Annotated in this window: 18 protein-coding genes and 1 tRNA gene; 16 read left to right on the forward strand and 3 right to left on the reverse strand. The window is 71.1% G+C overall.

The genetic code is table 11. The annotated features are described in order from the left end of the window. Window positions 1–53 precede the first annotated feature (53 nt). From GTY67_RS20925 to GTY67_RS20995, 15 genes are all read left to right on the forward strand, one after another. Window positions 54–470 (forward strand): NADH-quinone oxidoreductase subunit A, encoded by a 417-nt coding sequence (locus GTY67_RS20925; RefSeq protein ID WP_176727386.1) that lies wholly within the window; start codon window positions 54–56, stop codon window positions 468–470. Then, entirely contained in the window at window positions 461–1,141 is a 681-nt protein-coding gene (locus GTY67_RS20930) for an NADH-quinone oxidoreductase subunit B (protein WP_093686887.1), read from the forward strand. Before GTY67_RS20925 ends, GTY67_RS20930 begins: the two co-directional genes overlap by 10 nt. Then, complete coding sequence (locus tag GTY67_RS20935) at window positions 1,138–2,778, forward strand: NADH-quinone oxidoreductase subunit C (protein ID WP_161279663.1); 1,641 nt, start codon at window positions 1,138–1,140, stop codon at window positions 2,776–2,778. The genes GTY67_RS20930 and GTY67_RS20935 overlap by 4 nt, the downstream gene beginning before the upstream one ends. Then, a complete protein-coding gene (locus tag GTY67_RS20940; RefSeq protein ID WP_161279664.1) occupies window positions 2,775–3,743 on the forward strand; it encodes a complex I subunit 1 family protein in 969 nt (322 codons plus the stop codon). The genes GTY67_RS20935 and GTY67_RS20940 overlap by 4 nt, the downstream gene beginning before the upstream one ends. After that, window positions 3,743–4,318 carry an NADH-quinone oxidoreductase subunit I gene (locus GTY67_RS20945; protein ID WP_161279665.1) on the forward strand — a complete coding sequence of 192 codons (576 nt, stop codon included), beginning with the start codon at window positions 3,743–3,745 and terminating at the stop codon, window positions 4,316–4,318. The genes GTY67_RS20940 and GTY67_RS20945 overlap by 1 nt, the downstream gene beginning before the upstream one ends. Continuing rightward, window positions 4,315–4,941 carry an NADH-quinone oxidoreductase subunit J gene (locus GTY67_RS20950; protein ID WP_161279666.1) on the forward strand — a complete coding sequence of 209 codons (627 nt, stop codon included), beginning with the start codon at window positions 4,315–4,317 and terminating at the stop codon, window positions 4,939–4,941. The genes GTY67_RS20945 and GTY67_RS20950 overlap by 4 nt, the downstream gene beginning before the upstream one ends. Further along, the gene (gene nuoK, locus GTY67_RS20955) at window positions 4,941–5,393 is read left to right on the forward strand and encodes an NADH-quinone oxidoreductase subunit NuoK (RefSeq protein ID WP_093693473.1); all 453 of its coding nucleotides are present in this window, start codon (window positions 4,941–4,943) and stop codon (window positions 5,391–5,393) included. The genes GTY67_RS20950 and nuoK overlap by 1 nt, the downstream gene beginning before the upstream one ends. Next, on the forward strand, window positions 5,390–7,390 hold the full coding sequence (locus GTY67_RS20960) for an NADH-quinone oxidoreductase subunit L (protein ID WP_161279667.1): 2,001 nt from the start codon (window positions 5,390–5,392) through the stop codon (window positions 7,388–7,390). The genes nuoK and GTY67_RS20960 overlap by 4 nt, the downstream gene beginning before the upstream one ends. Further along, window positions 7,387–9,039 carry an NADH-quinone oxidoreductase subunit M gene (locus GTY67_RS20965; RefSeq protein WP_343238719.1) on the forward strand — a complete coding sequence of 551 codons (1,653 nt, stop codon included), beginning with the start codon at window positions 7,387–7,389 and terminating at the stop codon, window positions 9,037–9,039. Before GTY67_RS20960 ends, GTY67_RS20965 begins: the two co-directional genes overlap by 4 nt. Beyond that, window positions 9,036–10,637 (forward strand): NADH-quinone oxidoreductase subunit N, encoded by a 1,602-nt coding sequence (locus tag GTY67_RS20970; protein WP_161279668.1) that lies wholly within the window; start codon window positions 9,036–9,038, stop codon window positions 10,635–10,637. The genes GTY67_RS20965 and GTY67_RS20970 overlap by 4 nt, the downstream gene beginning before the upstream one ends. Window positions 10,638–10,755: 118 nt before the next feature. After that, window positions 10,756–11,211 (forward strand): large conductance mechanosensitive channel protein MscL, encoded by a 456-nt coding sequence (gene mscL, locus GTY67_RS20975; RefSeq protein WP_093693476.1) that lies wholly within the window; start codon window positions 10,756–10,758, stop codon window positions 11,209–11,211. Between the two features lie 278 nt (window positions 11,212–11,489). After that, window positions 11,490–12,353, forward strand: a complete 864-nt coding sequence (gene htpX / locus GTY67_RS20980) for a zinc metalloprotease HtpX (RefSeq protein WP_093693477.1) — start codon at window positions 11,490–11,492, stop codon at window positions 12,351–12,353. Next, window positions 12,350–12,742: a YccF domain-containing protein gene (locus GTY67_RS20985; protein ID WP_161279669.1), complete on the forward strand. Its 393-nt coding sequence runs from the start codon at window positions 12,350–12,352 to the stop codon at window positions 12,740–12,742. The genes htpX and GTY67_RS20985 overlap by 4 nt, the downstream gene beginning before the upstream one ends. Window positions 12,743–12,817: 75 nt before the next feature. Continuing rightward, a complete protein-coding gene (locus GTY67_RS20990; RefSeq protein WP_343238720.1) occupies window positions 12,818–13,273 on the forward strand; it encodes an aminoglycoside adenylyltransferase in 456 nt (151 codons plus the stop codon). Between the two features lie 127 nt (window positions 13,274–13,400). After that, on the forward strand, window positions 13,401–13,673 hold the full coding sequence (locus GTY67_RS20995) for a GlsB/YeaQ/YmgE family stress response membrane protein (protein WP_093693480.1): 273 nt from the start codon (window positions 13,401–13,403) through the stop codon (window positions 13,671–13,673). A gap of 13 nt (window positions 13,674–13,686) precedes the next feature. Here the strand turns inward: GTY67_RS20995 and GTY67_RS21000 are convergent, their stop codons facing one another. From GTY67_RS21000 to GTY67_RS21010, 3 genes are all read right to left on the reverse strand, one after another. Continuing rightward, the gene (locus GTY67_RS21000) at window positions 13,687–14,334 is read right to left on the reverse strand and encodes an alpha-ketoglutarate-dependent dioxygenase AlkB (protein ID WP_202462234.1); all 648 of its coding nucleotides are present in this window, start codon (window positions 14,332–14,334) and stop codon (window positions 13,687–13,689) included. Between the two features lie 50 nt (window positions 14,335–14,384). Beyond that, complete coding sequence (locus GTY67_RS21005) at window positions 14,385–14,939, reverse strand: methylated-DNA--[protein]-cysteine S-methyltransferase (RefSeq protein WP_161279671.1); 555 nt, start codon at window positions 14,937–14,939, stop codon at window positions 14,385–14,387. 191 nt (window positions 14,940–15,130) lie between these two features. Beyond that, a complete protein-coding gene (locus tag GTY67_RS21010; RefSeq protein WP_084748586.1) occupies window positions 15,131–15,619 on the reverse strand; it encodes a YajQ family cyclic di-GMP-binding protein in 489 nt (162 codons plus the stop codon). Between the two features lie 167 nt (window positions 15,620–15,786). Between GTY67_RS21010 and GTY67_RS21015 the strand changes: the two genes are divergently transcribed. Continuing rightward, window positions 15,787–15,868, forward strand: a tRNA-Tyr gene (locus GTY67_RS21015). Window positions 15,869–15,900 lie beyond the last annotated feature (32 nt).

Consider the following 15,900-nt stretch of genomic DNA (forward strand, 5'->3'; position numbering starts at 1 on the left):
CGGATGACGAGGAACAAGGGGTGGACGTGAGGGACGTGGCGTACGTGCCGGAAGTGCCGCACGTGACGTACGTGCCGGTCCACCACCAGACCACCCTCGCCTCCGAGTACTTCCAGAGCTACTCGGTGGTCGGCCTGCTCGCGCTGGTCGGCGTCCTGTTCGTCGCCGTCGCGTTCGGCGCGGGACGGCTCCTGCGGCCCGTGGTCCCGACGCCGGAGAAGCTCCTGACGTACGAGTGCGGCGTCGACCCGGTCGGCGAGGGCTGGGCCCACACCCAGGTCCGCTACTACGTCTACGCCTTCCTCTACGTCATCTTCGCCGTCGACTCCATCTTCCTGTTCCCGTGGGCCACGGTCTTCGCGGCACCCGGATACGGCGCGACCACGCTGGTGGAAATGTTCATCTTCCTCGGCTTCCTCGCCGTGGGACTGCTCTACGCATGGAAGAAGGGCGTCCTCGCATGGGCCTGACGAGCCGGCCGACCCCCGCAGGGCAGCAGCCCGAACCGCAGGCGGAGGCCGCGCCGGAGCCGGTGCTCCTCCCGGAGCCCCAGCGCCTCGGCCTCCTCTCCCGGCTCGCGCCCGAGCCGATGAAGGTCGTCCTCAACTGGGGCCGCCGCTACAGCCTCTGGGTCTTCAACTTCGGACTCGCCTGCTGCGCCATCGAGTTCATCGCCGCCTCCATGGCGCGCCACGACTTCATCCGGCTCGGCGTGATCCCCTTCGCGCCCGGCCCCCGCCAGGCGGACCTGATGATCGTCTCCGGCACGGTGACGGACAAGATGGCCCCGGCCGTGAAGCGTCTCTACGAGCAGATGCCCGAACCGAAGTACGTCATCTCCTTCGGCGCCTGCTCCAACTGCGGCGGCCCCTACTGGGACTCGTACTCCGTCACCAAGGGCGTCGACCAGATCATCCCCGTCGATGTGTACGTACCCGGCTGCCCGCCCCGGCCCGAGGCGCTGCTCCAGGGCATTCTCAAGCTCCAGGAGAAGATCGCGCGCGAGTCCCTGGCGGAGCGGTACGCGCCCGGCTCCTCCGGAGGCACCCCCTCCACGGCGGCGCTGCGCAGTGGCCTGGTCACGGCACCCACACCGCCCGCAAGGGCTCCGGGGACGGAACCGGGGGAGGAGCAGCGGTGAGCGAGCGTCGACACGAGGCCCACCACCCGTACGACCGGCTGCCGGACGCCGTCACGGAGCTGTTCGGCGAGGGCGCGACGGCGGAGTCGGCGTACGACCTGCTCACCGTCGATGTCCCCGCCACGGAGTGGATCACCGCGCTGCGGGCCGCCCGCGACGGACTCGGCTGCACCTACTTCGACTGGCTCAGCGCCGTGGACGAGCCGGGCACCGGCTTCCGCGTCTGCGCGCATGTCGCCGCTCTCGGCGACGGTACGGTCCGCCGTCTCATGCTGCGGACCACCGTCCCGCACGGCGCGGCCGCCCTGCCCAGCGCGATCGACGTCTACGCGGGCGCGGCCTGGCACGAGCGCGAGACGCACGAGATGTTCGGCGTCACCTTCGAGAACCACCCCGGCCTCGCCCCGCTCCTGCTGCCGGAGGGGTTCGAGGGCCACCCGCTCCGCAAGGACTTCGTCCTGGCCGCCCGGGTCGCCAAGGCCTGGCCCGGCGCGAAGGAGCCCGGCGAGTCCGAACACGGCGGCCCCAAGCGGCGCACGATGCTGCCCCCCGGCGTCCCGGACCCGAACGAATGGGGCCCGCTCAAGGGCCAGCTGCCCCCTGCCGCCGCCCGCCCCGGCCGCGCGGCCCGCCCGGCGGCGACGGCCGACCGCCCGCCCCGCCGCACCCGCTCGGCGAGCGAGGGCTCAGCCGCGCAACGCCCGCGAACGGGCCCGCCCGAGACTTCCGGGCCGGGGGCTCCTGAGGCCGGGTCGCCCGCCCCTGAGGCATCCGCGCCCGGCACTCCCGCTCCTGGCAGGGACGCGCCCGGCACTCCCGCTCCTGGCAGGGACGCGCCCGGGACTCCCGCGCCCGCATCGTCGGATGCCGCCTCGCCGGGGGCCGCGCCGACGACGCCTGCGGCCGGAGGCCCCGAGGCCGCGCCTACGACGCCTGCGGCCACGCCTCCCGCGCCGACGACGTCCGCCCCCGGAGGCCCCGAGGCCGGGCCAACGACGCCCACGACCGCGCCTTCCGGAGCCGCGTCGTCCGGCGACGTCCCGCCCGGGCCGCCCCCGGCCGCGCGCCCGCGCCGCTCCCGTTCCGCTTCGGACGGCTCGGCGAGCCAGCAGCAGAGCCCCGAAGCCTCCGCGCCGCGTCCGCCGCGCCGCTCCCGCTCGGCCTCCCAGGGCTCGGCGAGCCAGCGTGCCCGCTCCACGGACGCCCCCTGGCACGACGCCCAACCGGCGTTCGACGAGCCGGATGCCGCATCGGGTGGCCCCGAGGCCTCCGAGCCCCGGCGGCCTTCGGGGACGGGCGACGCCCGCTCCCAGCCTCAGCCGCAGTCGGAGGGCACTGCCCCCCACTCTCAGCCCCGGCCTGCTTCGGGGAGCGGCGACCAATCCCAGCCCCTCCGGCGTTCGAGGAGCGGGGGTCCGGGGGCAGAGCCTCCGGTTCGGGAAGGGGCGGGTAGGGGAGAAGCCCCGCGCAGCGGCCCCACCCCAGACCCCGACCCCACGCCGACGGACGAGGCGACCCCCACCAAGCCCGAGCCCGAGTCAGAGCCCAAGTCCGAACCTCAGCCCGCGCCCAAGCCCAAGTCGGACCCCACCCCCGACCCCGACCACCCCCACCCCGCCGGAGGCGATACCGAGTGAACGACGTGTCCGACGTCGCCCTCCGCCTGGCCGTCATCTTCGTCGTGTTCCTGGTCGCCCCCCTTCTCGTGGGCCAGACCGAACACAAGGTGATGGCCCACATGCAGGGCCGCCTCGGCCCCATGTACGCGGGCGGCTTCCACGGCTGGGCCCAGCTCGTCGCGGACGGCGTGAAGTTCGCGCAGAAGGAGGACGTGGTCCCGGCCGCCGCCGACCGCCGCGTCTTCCAGCTCGCCCCCGCCGTCGCCCTTCTCCCGTACCTCCTCGTCCTCGTGGCCATCCCCATCGGCCCCGGCGACGGCGCGGTGGGCCAGGTCATCGACGCGGGCATCTTCTTCGTGCTGGCCGTCATGGGCATCGGCGTCCTCGGCTCGCTCATGGCGGGCTGGGCCTCGGCCAACAAGTTCTCCCTGCTCGGCGGCCTCCGCACCGCCGCCCAGCTCCTCTCCTACGAGCTCCCGATGCTCCTGGCCGCCGCATCCGTCGCCATGGCGGCCGGAACGGTCTCGCTCACCGGCATCCTCGACGCCTTCGAGTGGTGGTGGCTGCCCTGGCAGATTGTCGGAGCCCTGGTCTTCTTCGTCGCAGGTCTCGCCGAACTCCAGCGCCCACCCTTCGACATGCCGGTCGCCGACTCCGAGATCATCTTCGGCGCGTACACCGAGTACACGGGGCTGCGTTTCGCCCTGTTCCTCCTCGCCGAGTACGCGGGAATCGTCATCCTCTGCGCCTTGACCACGGTCCTCTTCCTCGGCGGCTGGCACGGCCCGTTCGGCGCCGACGGACTCGGCTGGATCTGGACCCTCCTCAAGACCGCCCTCCTCGCGTTCGTCGTCATCTGGCTGCGCGTCAGCTACCCGCGTCTGCGTGAGGACCAGTTGCAGAAGCTCGCCTGGACCACCCTCGTCCCCCTCGCCCTCGCGCAGATCGCGCTCACCGGCATCGTGAAGGTGGCGATCAGCTGATGCCCCCGATCCCCGGATCAGGCCTGGCCAAGGGCCTCGCCGTCACCCTGCGCACGATGACGAAGAAGACCGTCACCGCGCAGTACCCCGACACCCAGCCCGAACTCCCGCCCCGATCCCGCGGCGTCATCGGGCTGTTCGAGGAGAACTGCACGGTCTGCATGCTCTGCGCCCGTGAGTGCCCCGACTGGTGCATCTACATCGACTCCCACAAGGAGACGGTGCCGCCCGCCGCCCCCGGCGGACGCGAGCGCAGCCGTAACGTCCTCGACCGCTTCGCCATCGACTTCTCCCTCTGCATGTACTGCGGTATCTGCATCGAGGTCTGCCCCTTCGACGCGCTTTTCTGGTCGCCGGAGTTCGAGTACGCAGAGACGGACATCCACGAGCTCACCCATGAGCGGGACAAGCTCCGCGAGTGGATGTGGACCGTGCCGGAGCCGCCCGCCCTCGACCCCGGGGCGGAGGAGCCGAAGGAGATCGCCGCCGCCCGCAAGGCGGCCGACAAACTCGCCGCGCAGGCACCCCGGACGACCCCCGACCCCGCCCCTGACGAGAAGGGAGGAACCCCGTGACGCCGCACACCGCAGCCCCCGTGCTCGCCGCAGCCGCCGACCACCCCGGCTTCCTCTCCCCGACCGGTGTCGAGATCGCGTTCGTCCTCGTCGGCCTCGCCACCCTCGGCGCCGCCGTCATCACCGTCACCACCCGGCAACTGGTGCACGCCGCCCTCTGGCTCGTCGTGGCGCTCGGCGGGCTGGCCGTCGAATACCTCCTGCTCACCGCGGAGTTCATCGCCTGGGTGCAGGTACTGATCTACGTCGGTTCCATCGTCGTCCTCCTCCTCTTCGGCCTGATGCTCACCCGGGCCCCCATCGGCCGCTCCCCGGACGCCGACTCGGGCAACCGGTGGGTCGCCCTGGGTGCGGCCCTCGCCTCGGCCGCCGCGCTCGTCTGGGTCGTCGTGGATGCCTTCCGTACCACCTGGATCGACCTCGAAGGACCGGCCCAGGGCTCCACCGCCGTCACCGGAGCCTTCCTCTTCCGGAACTGGGTCCTCCCCTTCGAGGCGCTCTCCGTCCTGCTGCTCGCCGCCCTCGTCGGCGCCATCGTCCTCTCCCGCAAGCACGACAAGGACACGGCGGTCCGGCCCCCCTCGGGCCCGTCCACCCGACGCGGCAAGGAGGGACAGACCTGATGCACCTCGCCTATCCCGCCGTACTCGCCGCCCTCCTCTTCTGCACCGGCCTCTACGGCGTCCTCGCCCGCCGCAACGCGATCCTGGTCCTGATGTCGGTCGAGCTGATGCTCAACGCCGTCAACCTCAACCTCGTCGCCTTCGACGTCTGGCTCCGCGACACCCTCCACTCCGGCCAGGCCCTCACCCTCTTCACCATCGCCATCGCCGCCGCCGAGATCGGCATCGGCCTCGCGATCGTCCTGGCCGTCTACCGCAACCGCGGCTCCTCCGACATCGACCGGCTCCGCGACACCGCCGAGACCGACGACGCCGAGATCCTCGACGCCGAGGCCGCCGCCGACATCGCCGACGCCGGGACCGACGGCCGCGCCGAACCGGCAGGGAAGACCGCGAGCGCGGGGAAAGCCGCGAGCGCGGGGACCACCAAGAACACAGAGGCCACCTCGTGACCACGACGACCCTCGCCGCCCTCGTCCCGCTCCTGCCCTTCCTCGGAGCCGTCGCCGGACTCGCACTCGGCCGCACCGCCCCCGGCTTCGTCCGCCCCCTGGCGATCCTGCCGACGCTCACCGCGGCCGTCCTCGCCGTGATCGTCGCCGTCCGCCAGGGCGGCGGCCGCGCCATCGACGCCGCCACCCAGCTCACCCCCACCGGGTCGGTCCCCATCGACCTGGCCCTGCACCTGGACGGCTTCGCGGTCCTGGTCGCCGTCCTCGTCGGGCTCGTCGCCACCTGCGTACAGCTCTACTCAACGGCCTACCTCCGCGACGACGCCCGCTACCCCTCCTACGCGGCCCTGGTCTCCTTCTTCACCTCCGCGATGCTGCTCGTCGTCTACTCCGGCGACCTGATGGTGCTCCTGGTCGGCTGGGAGATCATGGGCATCTGCTCGTACTTCCTGGTCGGTCACTACTGGGAGACGCCCGAAGCGCGCGCCGCCTCCCTCAAGGCCTTCCTCGTCACCAAGCTCGGCGATGTCCCCTTCCTGATCGGCCTGTTCGCCCTGGCCGCCGACACCGGCAGCTTCCGGATCACCAAGATCCTCGCGGCCGTCACCAACGGCGGCCTGGACCACCCCACCCTCATCGCCCTGCTGCTCCTGGCAGGCGTCGCCGGGAAGTCCGCCCAGTTCCCCCTGCACACCTGGCTGCCCGACGCGATGGCCGGCCCCACCCCCGTCTCCGCGCTCATCCACGCCGCGACGATGGTCGCGGCCGGGATCTATTTCGTGGCCCGGCTGCTCCCCGTCTTCGCCGCCTCCGGCGCGGCCCTGGTCGTCCTCGCCGTGATGGCGGCCGTGACGATGATCGGCTCCGGACTCGCCGCCCTCGCGCAGGACGACATCAAACGGGTCCTCGCCTACTCGACGATCGGTCAGCTCGGCTACATGTCCGGTGCCCTGGCCGTCGCCGACCGGGGCGCCGCCGTCTTCCACCTGATCTCGCACGGTGCGTTCAAAGCCGTCCTCTTCCTCGCGGCCGGCGTCGTCATCCACGCCGCCGGAACCAACTCACTCGCCGCCATGTCCCGCATGGGCGGCCTCGCGCGCCGGATCCCCGACGCCTACTGGACGATGACCGTCGCCCTCCTCGCGCTCGCCGCCATCCCGCCGTTCGCCGGCTTCTTCTCCAAGGAAGCCGTCCTCGTCGCCGCCGAGCACACCGCCATGGGGGACCGGACCGTCGCCCCGGCCGCCGCGGGCTGGACGATCCTCGTCGCCGGGCTGCTCGCCGCCGTCCTCACCGCCGCCTACGCCACCCGCCTCTGGCTCCTCGCCTTCAAGGGGCGCGGCGCCGAACTCCCCGACCACGGCAGGCAGCCCCTCGCCATGACCTCCGTCCTGTGGATCCTGGCCGTCCCCACCATCGCCTTCGGGCTCACCGCTGGCGTGCTCGGCGACTGGTTCGACGGCCACACCCTCACCCCGTCCCTCACCACGGCCGTCCTCTCCACCGGCGTCGGCCTCGTCGGCGGGCTCGTCACCTACGGCGCCTGGCGCCACACCACGGCGCTCGCCGCCCGTACCCCCATCGGTGCCGTCGCCGCCCACCCCGGCGCCGAACCCGCCCTCGTCGAAGCCGAGGCCATGACGTCGCACACCGCCGCCTACGGCACCATCGCGGACGCCGCCGACCCGGCCGACCCCGGACGCCTCCTCCTGGGCCCGCTCCACCGCCACGCGGTCACCGGCTTCCACCTCGACGCCCTGTACGCGGCGGTGTTCGTCCGGCCCGTCCAGCAGGCCGCCCGCCTCGTGCGCTTCCTGGACCGCACGGTCGTCGACACCTACGTCAACGGATCGGGCGCCGCCACCCGGCTCCTGGGCACCGCCGTACGCCGCGCCCAGACCGGAAACGTGCAGACCTACCTCAGCGTCCTGCTCGCCGGTTCCCTCGTCCTGGCGATCGCCGCCGTCGTCTTCGCCAACGTCAACGCGGGGTCGTGACCGTGATCGATATCAGCCCGTCCGTGATGCAGTTCCTTCTCGCGTTCATCATCGTCGTCCCGCTCCTCGGCGCCGTCGCGGCCCTGCTCCCCGCCCCGCCCGGGCTCAAGGGCAAGAGCCCCGACCAGGCCGTGCTCCGCCACGGCGTGACCGTGACCGGCGCCGTCCTCATCGCCGCGATCGTCCTGGCCGTCGGCTTCGACCACGACCACCCCGCCACGATGCAGGCGACCACCGACATCAGCTGGATCCCGGCACTCGACGTCCGCATCCACCTCGGCATCGACGGCATCTCGCTCCCCCTCCTCCTGCTGACCGCGCTGCTGACCTTCCTCTGCGCGCTGTACAGCTACTTCAAGCTGCCAGCGGGCCCCTCACCGAAGGCGTTCATCGCCCTCGTCCTCGTCCTGGAATCCGGCACCCTCGCCACCTTCGCCGTCCTCGACCTGCTGCTCTTCTTCCTGGCCTTCGAGATGGTCCTCATCCCGATGTACTTCCTCATCGCCCGCTGGGGCGGTGACCAGCGGCGCGCCGCCGCCTGGAAGTTCATCCTCTACACACTGCTCGGCTCGGTCGTCATGCTGCTGGGCCTGCTCCTCATCGGGCTGAAGAGCGGCACCTTCGACATGGTGGCACTCGCCACTGACAACGGCCGTGGCCTCACCACATCCGTGCAGGTCATCGCCGTTCTCGCGATCGGTCTGGGGCTCGCAGTGAAGACCCCGATGTGGCCCCTGCACAGCTGGCTCCCCGATGCCCACACCGCCGCCCCGACCGTCGGCTCCGTGCTCCTGGCGGGGGTCCTGCTGAAGATGGGAACGTACGGATTCGTCCGGATCCTGCTCCCCATCGCGCCCGACGGGATGCGCGCCTTCGCGCCGTACCTCGCCGCGTTCGCCGTCGTCGGTATCGTCTACGGATCGCTCGCCTGCCTGGCCCTCGCCCGCAACGGCGCCAAGGGCGACCTCAAGCGGCTCATCGCGTACTCCTCCGTCGGCCACATGGGCTTCGTGCTGCTCGGCATCGCCACCATGACTCCCACCGGGGTCAACGGCGCGCTCTTCGCCAACATCGCCCACGGCCTCATCACCGGCCTGCTGTTCTTCCTGGTCGGCGCTATCAAGGACCGCTACGGCACCGCCGACCTGGACACCCTCGCCGGCGCCACCGGAGCAGCCCTCTACGGCCGCGCCCCCCGCCTCGGCGCCCTGCTCGCCTTCGCCGCCGTCGCCTCGCTCGGACTGCCCGGACTCGCCGGATTCTGGGGCGAGATGCTCACCCTGTTCGGCGCCTACAGCCCCGCCGAGGGCCTCAGCCGCCCGGCGTTCCGCACCTTCATGGCCATCGGCGCGTTCGGCACCCTGCTCACCGCCGCGTACATGCTCATCGTGGTCCGCCGCGTCTGCATGGGCGAACACACACCCCATTCCCAGCTCTCGCCCGACGACCGGACCGCGCGGCCGGCGGACGACCCCGGGCGGCCCACAGCAGTCGGAGGCCCCCCGCAGCTCGCCGACATCCAGCGCTACGAAGCCGCCGCCTGGACCCCGCTCGCCGCCCTCACCGTTCTCGCCGGACTCTGGCCCGCCGTCCTCCTCGGCCTCACCGACCCGGCCGTGCAGAAGCTCCTCGCAGGAGGCAAGTCGTGACCGCGGACCTCAGCACCGCCCCGGGCGCCCTCACCACGGCGGCCGACACCGCCCCCAGCGTCGTCCAGGGCGTCGACTGGCTCGCCATCGCACCCCCCACCCTCACCGCGCTGGCCGCCCTGCTCGTCCTCGTCGCCGACCTCTTCCTCCCCGAGCACCGCAAGAAGCTCCTCGGCTACGGAACCCTCACCGCGCTCGCCGCCGCCCTCGCCCTCCTCATCCCGCTGCGCGCCGGAGACCGCGCCACCTTCTGCGTCACCACCGGCACCCAGGTGTGCAGCTACACCGCCGACCACTTCGCCCTGGTCATCCAGGCCCTCGTCCTCGGCGGGGCGTTCCTCACCGCGCTGCTCTCCCTCGACGACACGCGGAAGCTCCCGGCGGGCGAATACTGGTTCCTGCTGCTCGCCTCCGCCGCGGGCGCCGCCCTCCTGCCCGCCTCCCGCGATCTCGCCACCCTCGTCGTCGCCCTGGAGGTCGCCTCGCTGCCCGCCTTCGCCCTCGTGGGGATCAAGCGCGGCGACCGGCGCTCATCCGAAGCCGCGCTCAAGTTCTTCCTCTCCTCCGTCGTCGCCACCGCCGTCATGCTCCTGGGCGTCAGCTTCGTGTACGCGACCACGGGGACCCTGCACCTCACCGAGATCGCCGCCCATCTGGACGACGTACCTCCGGCCCTGGACACCCTCGCCAAGACCGGCGTCGTCCTCACCCTCGTCGGCTTCGCCTTCAAGACCGCCGCGGCCCCCTTCCACTTCTGGGTCCCCGACACCTATGTGGGCGCGCCCCTGCCGATCGCCGCCTACCTCTCCGTCGTCGGCAAGACCGTCGGCTTCACGGGCCTCATCCTCGTCACAGTTGTCGCGTTCCCCTCTTATGCCGACGTCTGGGGACCCGCAGTCGCCGTCCTGGCCGCCCTCACCATGACCGTCGGCAACGTCGCCGCCCTCCGCCAGCGGGCCGACCGTGCCCGCAGCGCCGTACGGCTCCTCGCCTGGTCCTCCGTCGCCCAGGCCGGCTATCTGCTCGTCCCGATCGCCGCCGCCGCGTACTCCAGCGACGAACAGATCGGCTCCACCGTCGCGTACGCCCTCATGTACGCCGTCGTGAACCTCGGCGCCTTCGCCGTCGCGGCCCTCGTCGCCCGTACGAAGCCCGGCAACCGCATCACCGACTACCGGGGCCTGTACGCCACCCGCCCCCTCGCCGCCCTCGCGCTCGGCTTCTTCCTGCTCTGCCTGGCCGGACTGCCGCCCGGCATCATCGGGCTCTTCGCGAAGGTCACGGTCTTCTCGGCGGCCGTCGATGCGGGGCTCGGCTGGCTCGCCGTCGTCATGGCCGTCAACGTGGTGATCGCTCTCTACTACTACCTTCAGTGGACCGCGATCCTCTTCAGGAGCCCGGACGCCGTGGACGCGACCGGTGGAACCCAGGCCTCGACCGAGGACGCGACCACCGGAACGCGGGCCTCCGGAACGCCGCCCCGATTCCGGGCCCCCGCCCCGCTCACCACGGCGATCGCCCTCACCGCCGCCGCCGGCATCCTCCTCTCGGGAGCCCCGCAGGTAGTCCTCAGGTTCGCCGCCGTCACCCTCTTCTGACGCTCTCCGCAGGCGAAAGATCGGTTTGCCCGAGGCCGCCGACCCAGGGCAAGGTCGTGCTCTGCATACGTCCCCGTACACGACGCGGACGTACGAAATCCATAGAGGAGAGAGAGCAGTGCTGAACGGGTTCAAGGACTTCATCCTGCGCGGAAACGTCATCTCGATGGCGATCGGCCTCGCCGTCGGAGCAGCCTTCACCGCCGTCGTCACCGGCTTCAGCACCGCCTTCATCACGCCGCTGATCGGCCTCGCCACCGGCTCGGTCGGCGACTTCAGCACCGCCGAGTTCAGCGTCGAGGGCGCGATCTTCCCGTACGGCAAGTTCCTCGCGGCCGCGATCGCCTTCCTCATCACCGCCGCGGTCCTCTACTTCTGCGTCGTGGTCCCCATGACCAAGGTGCAGAACCGCTTCACCAAGGAGGAGGAGGTCGACATCAAGGCCGCCCTCCGCGACTGCCCGCGCTGCTTCAGCGCGATCCCCGCCGTCGCCTCCCGCTGCGCCCACTGCACCAGCGAGGTCGAGCCCGACCCCGAGGCGGTCTCCCTCGCCAAGCTGCCGGTCCAGCGCTGAGCCGACTGCCCGCCCGACGCTGAGCGGCGCTCCCAGCCCAGCGCTCCTCGCCGGCGCTGACCCACGCACGCCCCGACACCCGTACGGCCCAGTGCCGCGCCGTACGGGCCAGGAGCCGGAACCGGCCGGATCACGCCGGAGCGGCCCCGCCCTCCACCCGCACGCACAAGGGAACTAGCTCCCCTCGCCTGGCGTTGACCAGTACGGGAGGCTCCACTGGGGGAGTGGAGCACCACCATGCAAAGGGTTCCCCTGCTGCACCACTTGGAGGGCGTACCGTGCACCGCCGGCACAACGGGCTGAAAACCGCCGTACTCCTCGGGGGCCTGTCCGCACTCATCATCATCATCGGCAGCTTCTTCGGACGTACGGGCCTCGTCATCGCGCTCGTCGTGGCCGTCGGCACCAACGCCTACGCCTACTGGAACAGCGACAAGCTGGCGCTGCGGGCCATGCGGGCCCGCCCCGTCAGCGAGTTCGAAGCACCGCAGCTCTACCGGATCGTCCGCGAGCTCTCCACCGCGGCCCGTCAGCCGATGCCCCGCCTGTACATCTCCCCGACCCAGGCGCCCAACGCCTTCGCCACCGGCCGCAATCCGCGCAACGCGGCCGTCTGCTGCACCGAGGGCATCCTCCAGATCCTCGACGAGCGGGAGCTGCGCGGTGTCCTGGGCCACGAGCTGAGCCATGTCTACAACCGGGACATCCTCATCTCCTCCGTCGCCGGAGCCCTCGCCTCCGTCGTCATGTTCCTGGTCAACTTCGCCTGGCTCATCCCCATCGGCCGCTCCAACGACGACGAAGGCCCCGGCCTCCTGGGCATGCTCCTGATCATGATCCTGGGCCCGCTCGCCGCCTCCGTCATCCAGCTCGCCGTCAGCCGCTCCCGTGAGTACGAGGCCGACGCGTCCGGAGCGCAGCTCACCGGGGACCCGCTCGCCCTCGCCAGCGCCCTGCGCAAACTCGAAGCAGGAACGAAACAGCTCCCGCTGCCCCCGGAGCCCAGGATCGAGACCGCGAGCCACATGATGATCGCGAACCCCTTCCGCCCGGGACAGGGGATGGCCAAGATGTTCTCCACCCATCCGCCGATGGCGGAGCGCATCGCCCGACTGGAACAGATGGCAGGTCGCCGCCCATGAAAACCATCCTGAACATCATCTGGCTCGTGCTGTGCGGGTTCTGGATGTTCCTCGGCTATCTCCTCGCAGGCGTGCTGCTCTGCATCACCATCATCGGCATCCCGTTCGGCGTCGCCGCCTTCAGGATCGGGATCTACGCGCTCTGGCCCTTCGGCTACACCGTCGTCGACCGCAGGGACGCCGGATCGCCCTCCTGCGTCGGCAACGTCCTCTGGCTGATCCTCGCCGGATGGTGGCTCGCCCTCGGCCACATCACCACCGGCATCGCCCTCTGCATCACGATCATCGGCATCCCTCTGGGCATCGCCAACTTCAAGCTGATCCCCGTCTCGCTGATGCCCTTCGGCAAGGAGATCGTCACCACGGACCAGCCGTTCGTCGCCCGCTAGCACCGGGGGACTCGGCTGTCGAGACCGGGAAACGCAGCTGACGGGCCCCGGAGCGACCGCGTACGCTCCCCAGCCGTGGACAGGCAACGCACGGAAGCCGTGGACAGGCAACGCACGGACCGGCAGCTCCGGCTGATCGCCGAGACGGTCCGGATCGCCGACGCGCTCGGCGTGGACCTCTGGCTCCGCGGCGGCTGGGCCATGGAGTTCTTCCTCAAGCAGGGCGAGGAGAGCAGCTTCGCCTTGCTGGACGAGGACGGCTCCGGCCATGCGGTGGTCGCGGGCGGGCCCTGGGCCGGGGAACGGTGGCCGGACGGCATGCTCGAAGGCCCGCTCGGCCGTATCGGTGCGACGGCCTGTCCGGTCATCAGCCCGGCCGCCCAGATCGAGATCAAGCGGATGACGCCGGTCTGGATCCCCGGCCGCCCGCGCCGGGCCGAGGACGCCGAGGACATCCGCGTACTGGAGACGGCTCTACGCGACGCTGGTGGCGGGCCGGACCGGGAGCGGCCGGGCGGCACACCGCGATAGGCGCCCTGCCCGCTGACCTGCCCGCCGGCCCGTTCCACGCCCCCTCCGCCGACGGCAGCCCACGCAACCGAACGCACGCTCGCTGCGTCTTGTGTTCCAAGACCAAGCAAGGGGTAGGAGCAGCGACATGAGCATTGTCGGTTGGATCATTCTTGGGCTGCTCGCCGGAGTCATAGCCAAAATCCTGCTCCCGGGCCGCGACCCGGGCGGCATCATCGGGACCACCCTCATCGGGATCGCCGGTGCCTTCGTCGGAGGCTGGCTCTCCAGTCAGTTCCTCGACCGTCCGATCAGCAACGACTTCTACGACACCGCGACCTGGATCGCCGCCATCGCCGGCTCCTTGGTCCTGCTGATCCTCTACCGGCTGCTCTTCGGCAACTCTCGCGAACGCCGCTGACCGCTTCTGGGGCTCAACTCAGCCCGGTCTCCCGCAACGTCACATTCAGCCGGCCCGTTCGCATCCCCGCGGCAGGGTCGGCTGTTCCGGCGTACACCTTCGGCACCCCGTGGAACGCGAAGCGCGACGGGCCGCCGAAGACGAAGAGGTCCCCGGAGACCAACTCCACGTCCGTGTAGGGCCGCCCGCGATCCTCGGTGTTCCCGAAGCGGAACAGACACGTCGCCCCGATGCTCAACGACACCACAGGAGCACCCGAACGCTCCTCCTTGTCCTGGTGCATCCCCATCCGCGCCGCGTCGTCATAGAAGTTGATCAGCGCGGTGTCCGGAGTGAACGCCTCCGCCGCGCCCTCGTCCCCGTACGCCTCCGCCACCGCCGCACGCCCCAGCGCGACCAGCCACGGCGGCAACGCGGCCACCGGGGCGCCGTTCACATCGTCGGCGGTACGGGTGTACCGGTACGGCTGCCAGTGCCACCCCAGGCACACCGTCCGCACCGACATCACACCGCCGCCCGGCAACACCGTGTGCCGCAACGGAACCGGCCCCCGCGCCCACTCCCGGCACGCCCCCACCAACTCCCGCCGCCGCTCCACCGAAAGCCACTCCGGTACGTGCACGGCACCCGGCGCGACCACCTGCCGGGGCCGCGGGAACAGCCCGCCCGAAGCCGCCGGAACCCCACGCGAGACCACCCGTCACACCACCCTCAGCCGCCGGCCCGCACCCGCGAGGCGCCACCGGCTTTCACAACGCCCTCCACACACGCGGCCCCTTCGAGCCCCAGCAGCACCTGCTTGCGCTCCAGGCCACCCGCGTACCCCCGCAGCGCCCCGTCCGCGCCGATCACCCGGTGGCACGGCCGCACGACCAGCAACGGGTTGCGCCCGATCGCCGTTCCCACCGCCCGCACCCCCGCGCCCGAGGCCCCGACCCGCGCGGCGACCTCCCCGTACGACAGGGTCTGCCCGTACGGGATCGACTCGACCACCTCCCAGACGCGCCGCTGGAACTCCGTACCCACACCCTCGGCGAACGGCACGTCGAACCGCGTCGACCGCCCCGCGAAGTACGCCTCCACCTGCGCGACGACCCCCACGAACAGCTCGGGCACCTCCAGCCACCCGTCCTGGACGACCGCGCCGCCCTTCTGGCCGGGCACGGACAACGACACCAGCCGCAGCCCCTCGGCCGTCCCGTCCGACTCGCCCACCAGCAGCAACTCGCCCACCGGACTCGCCACCCGCGTGTACACCGTCGTCACGACCGCTCACTTCCTCCGCTGCTGATCCGCTGAACCGAGGCGACCCTCGGCCCTCACCGGCCAGTCTGCTCCGCACCCCACACCCGCCACCGGCGGTTTTCGGACACGGAGCCGGGCACCCCCCGAAACGCGGAGAGGCACCCCGTCCAGGTCGGCCCCGACGGCGTGCCCCTTCTCGTTCACGAATCGCCCTACCGGTAGTTCACGAACTGGATGGCGAAGTCGAGGTCCTTGTCCTTCAGCAGCGCCTGCACGGCCTGGAGGTCGTCGCGGCTCTTCGAGCTGACGCGCAGCTCGTCACCCTGGACCTGCGCCTTGACGCCCTTGGGGCCCTCGTCGCGAATGATCTTGGCCACCTTCTTGGCGTTCTCCTGGGAGATGCCTTCCTCGATGGTGGCGAAGATCTTGTACTCCTTGCCGGAGAGCTGCGGCTCACCGGCGTCCAGCGACTTCAGCGAGATGCCCCGCTTGATCAGCTTGGACTGGAAGATGTCGAGGATCGCCTTGACCCGCTCCTCGCCGTTCGCCTCCATCAGGATCTTCTCGCCGGACCACGAGATCGAGGCGCCCGTGCCCTTGAAGTCGTAACGCTGGGAGATCTCCTTGGCGGCCTGGTTGAGGGCGTTGTCGACCTCCTGCCGCTCGACCTTCGAGACGATGTCGAAACTGGAGTCGGCCATGACGTGTGGCTCCTTGCGTCGAATGTGCGTGGGATACAGCGCAAAGCCTAGCCACCGCCGCACCCTCCGGCTGCTGATCAATGAGGTGGCGGAGCACCCCTGGCCATCAGGTATTGTTTACGTCGTCGCCAAGGAGCTCACCAGTGGAGATCCGACGCGTCGTTCGAGGCGGTGTGCCCGAGTGGCCAAAGGGAGCAGACTGTAAATCTGCCGGCTCAGCCTACCCAGGTTCGAACCCTGGCGCCGCCACGCGAACGAAGCCCCCGACCAGTCCTTCTGGT

This window comes from Streptomyces sp. SID8374 (genome assembly GCF_009865135.1).
Lineage (GTDB): Bacteria > Actinomycetota > Actinomycetes > Streptomycetales > Streptomycetaceae > Streptomyces.

What these genes read in the sequence shown, in the direction of transcription:
- GTY67_RS20930 (WP_093686887.1), top strand. Translation starts at nt 461, where the DNA reads ATGGGCCTGACGAGCCGGCCGACCCCCGCAGGGCAGCAGCCCGAACCG.
- GTY67_RS20945 (WP_161279665.1), top strand. Translation starts at nt 3,743, where the DNA reads ATGCCCCCGATCCCCGGATCAGGCCTGGCCAAGGGCCTCGCCGTCACC.
- nuoK (WP_093693473.1), top strand. Translation starts at nt 4,941, where the DNA reads ATGCACCTCGCCTATCCCGCCGTACTCGCCGCCCTCCTCTTCTGCACC.
- GTY67_RS20985 (WP_161279669.1), top strand. Translation starts at nt 12,350, where the DNA reads ATGAAAACCATCCTGAACATCATCTGGCTCGTGCTGTGCGGGTTCTGG.
- GTY67_RS20995 (WP_093693480.1), top strand. Translation starts at nt 13,401, where the DNA reads ATGAGCATTGTCGGTTGGATCATTCTTGGGCTGCTCGCCGGAGTCATA.
- GTY67_RS21010 (WP_084748586.1), bottom strand. Translation starts at nt 15,619, where the DNA reads ATGGCCGACTCCAGTTTCGACATCGTCTCGAAGGTCGAGCGGCAGGAG.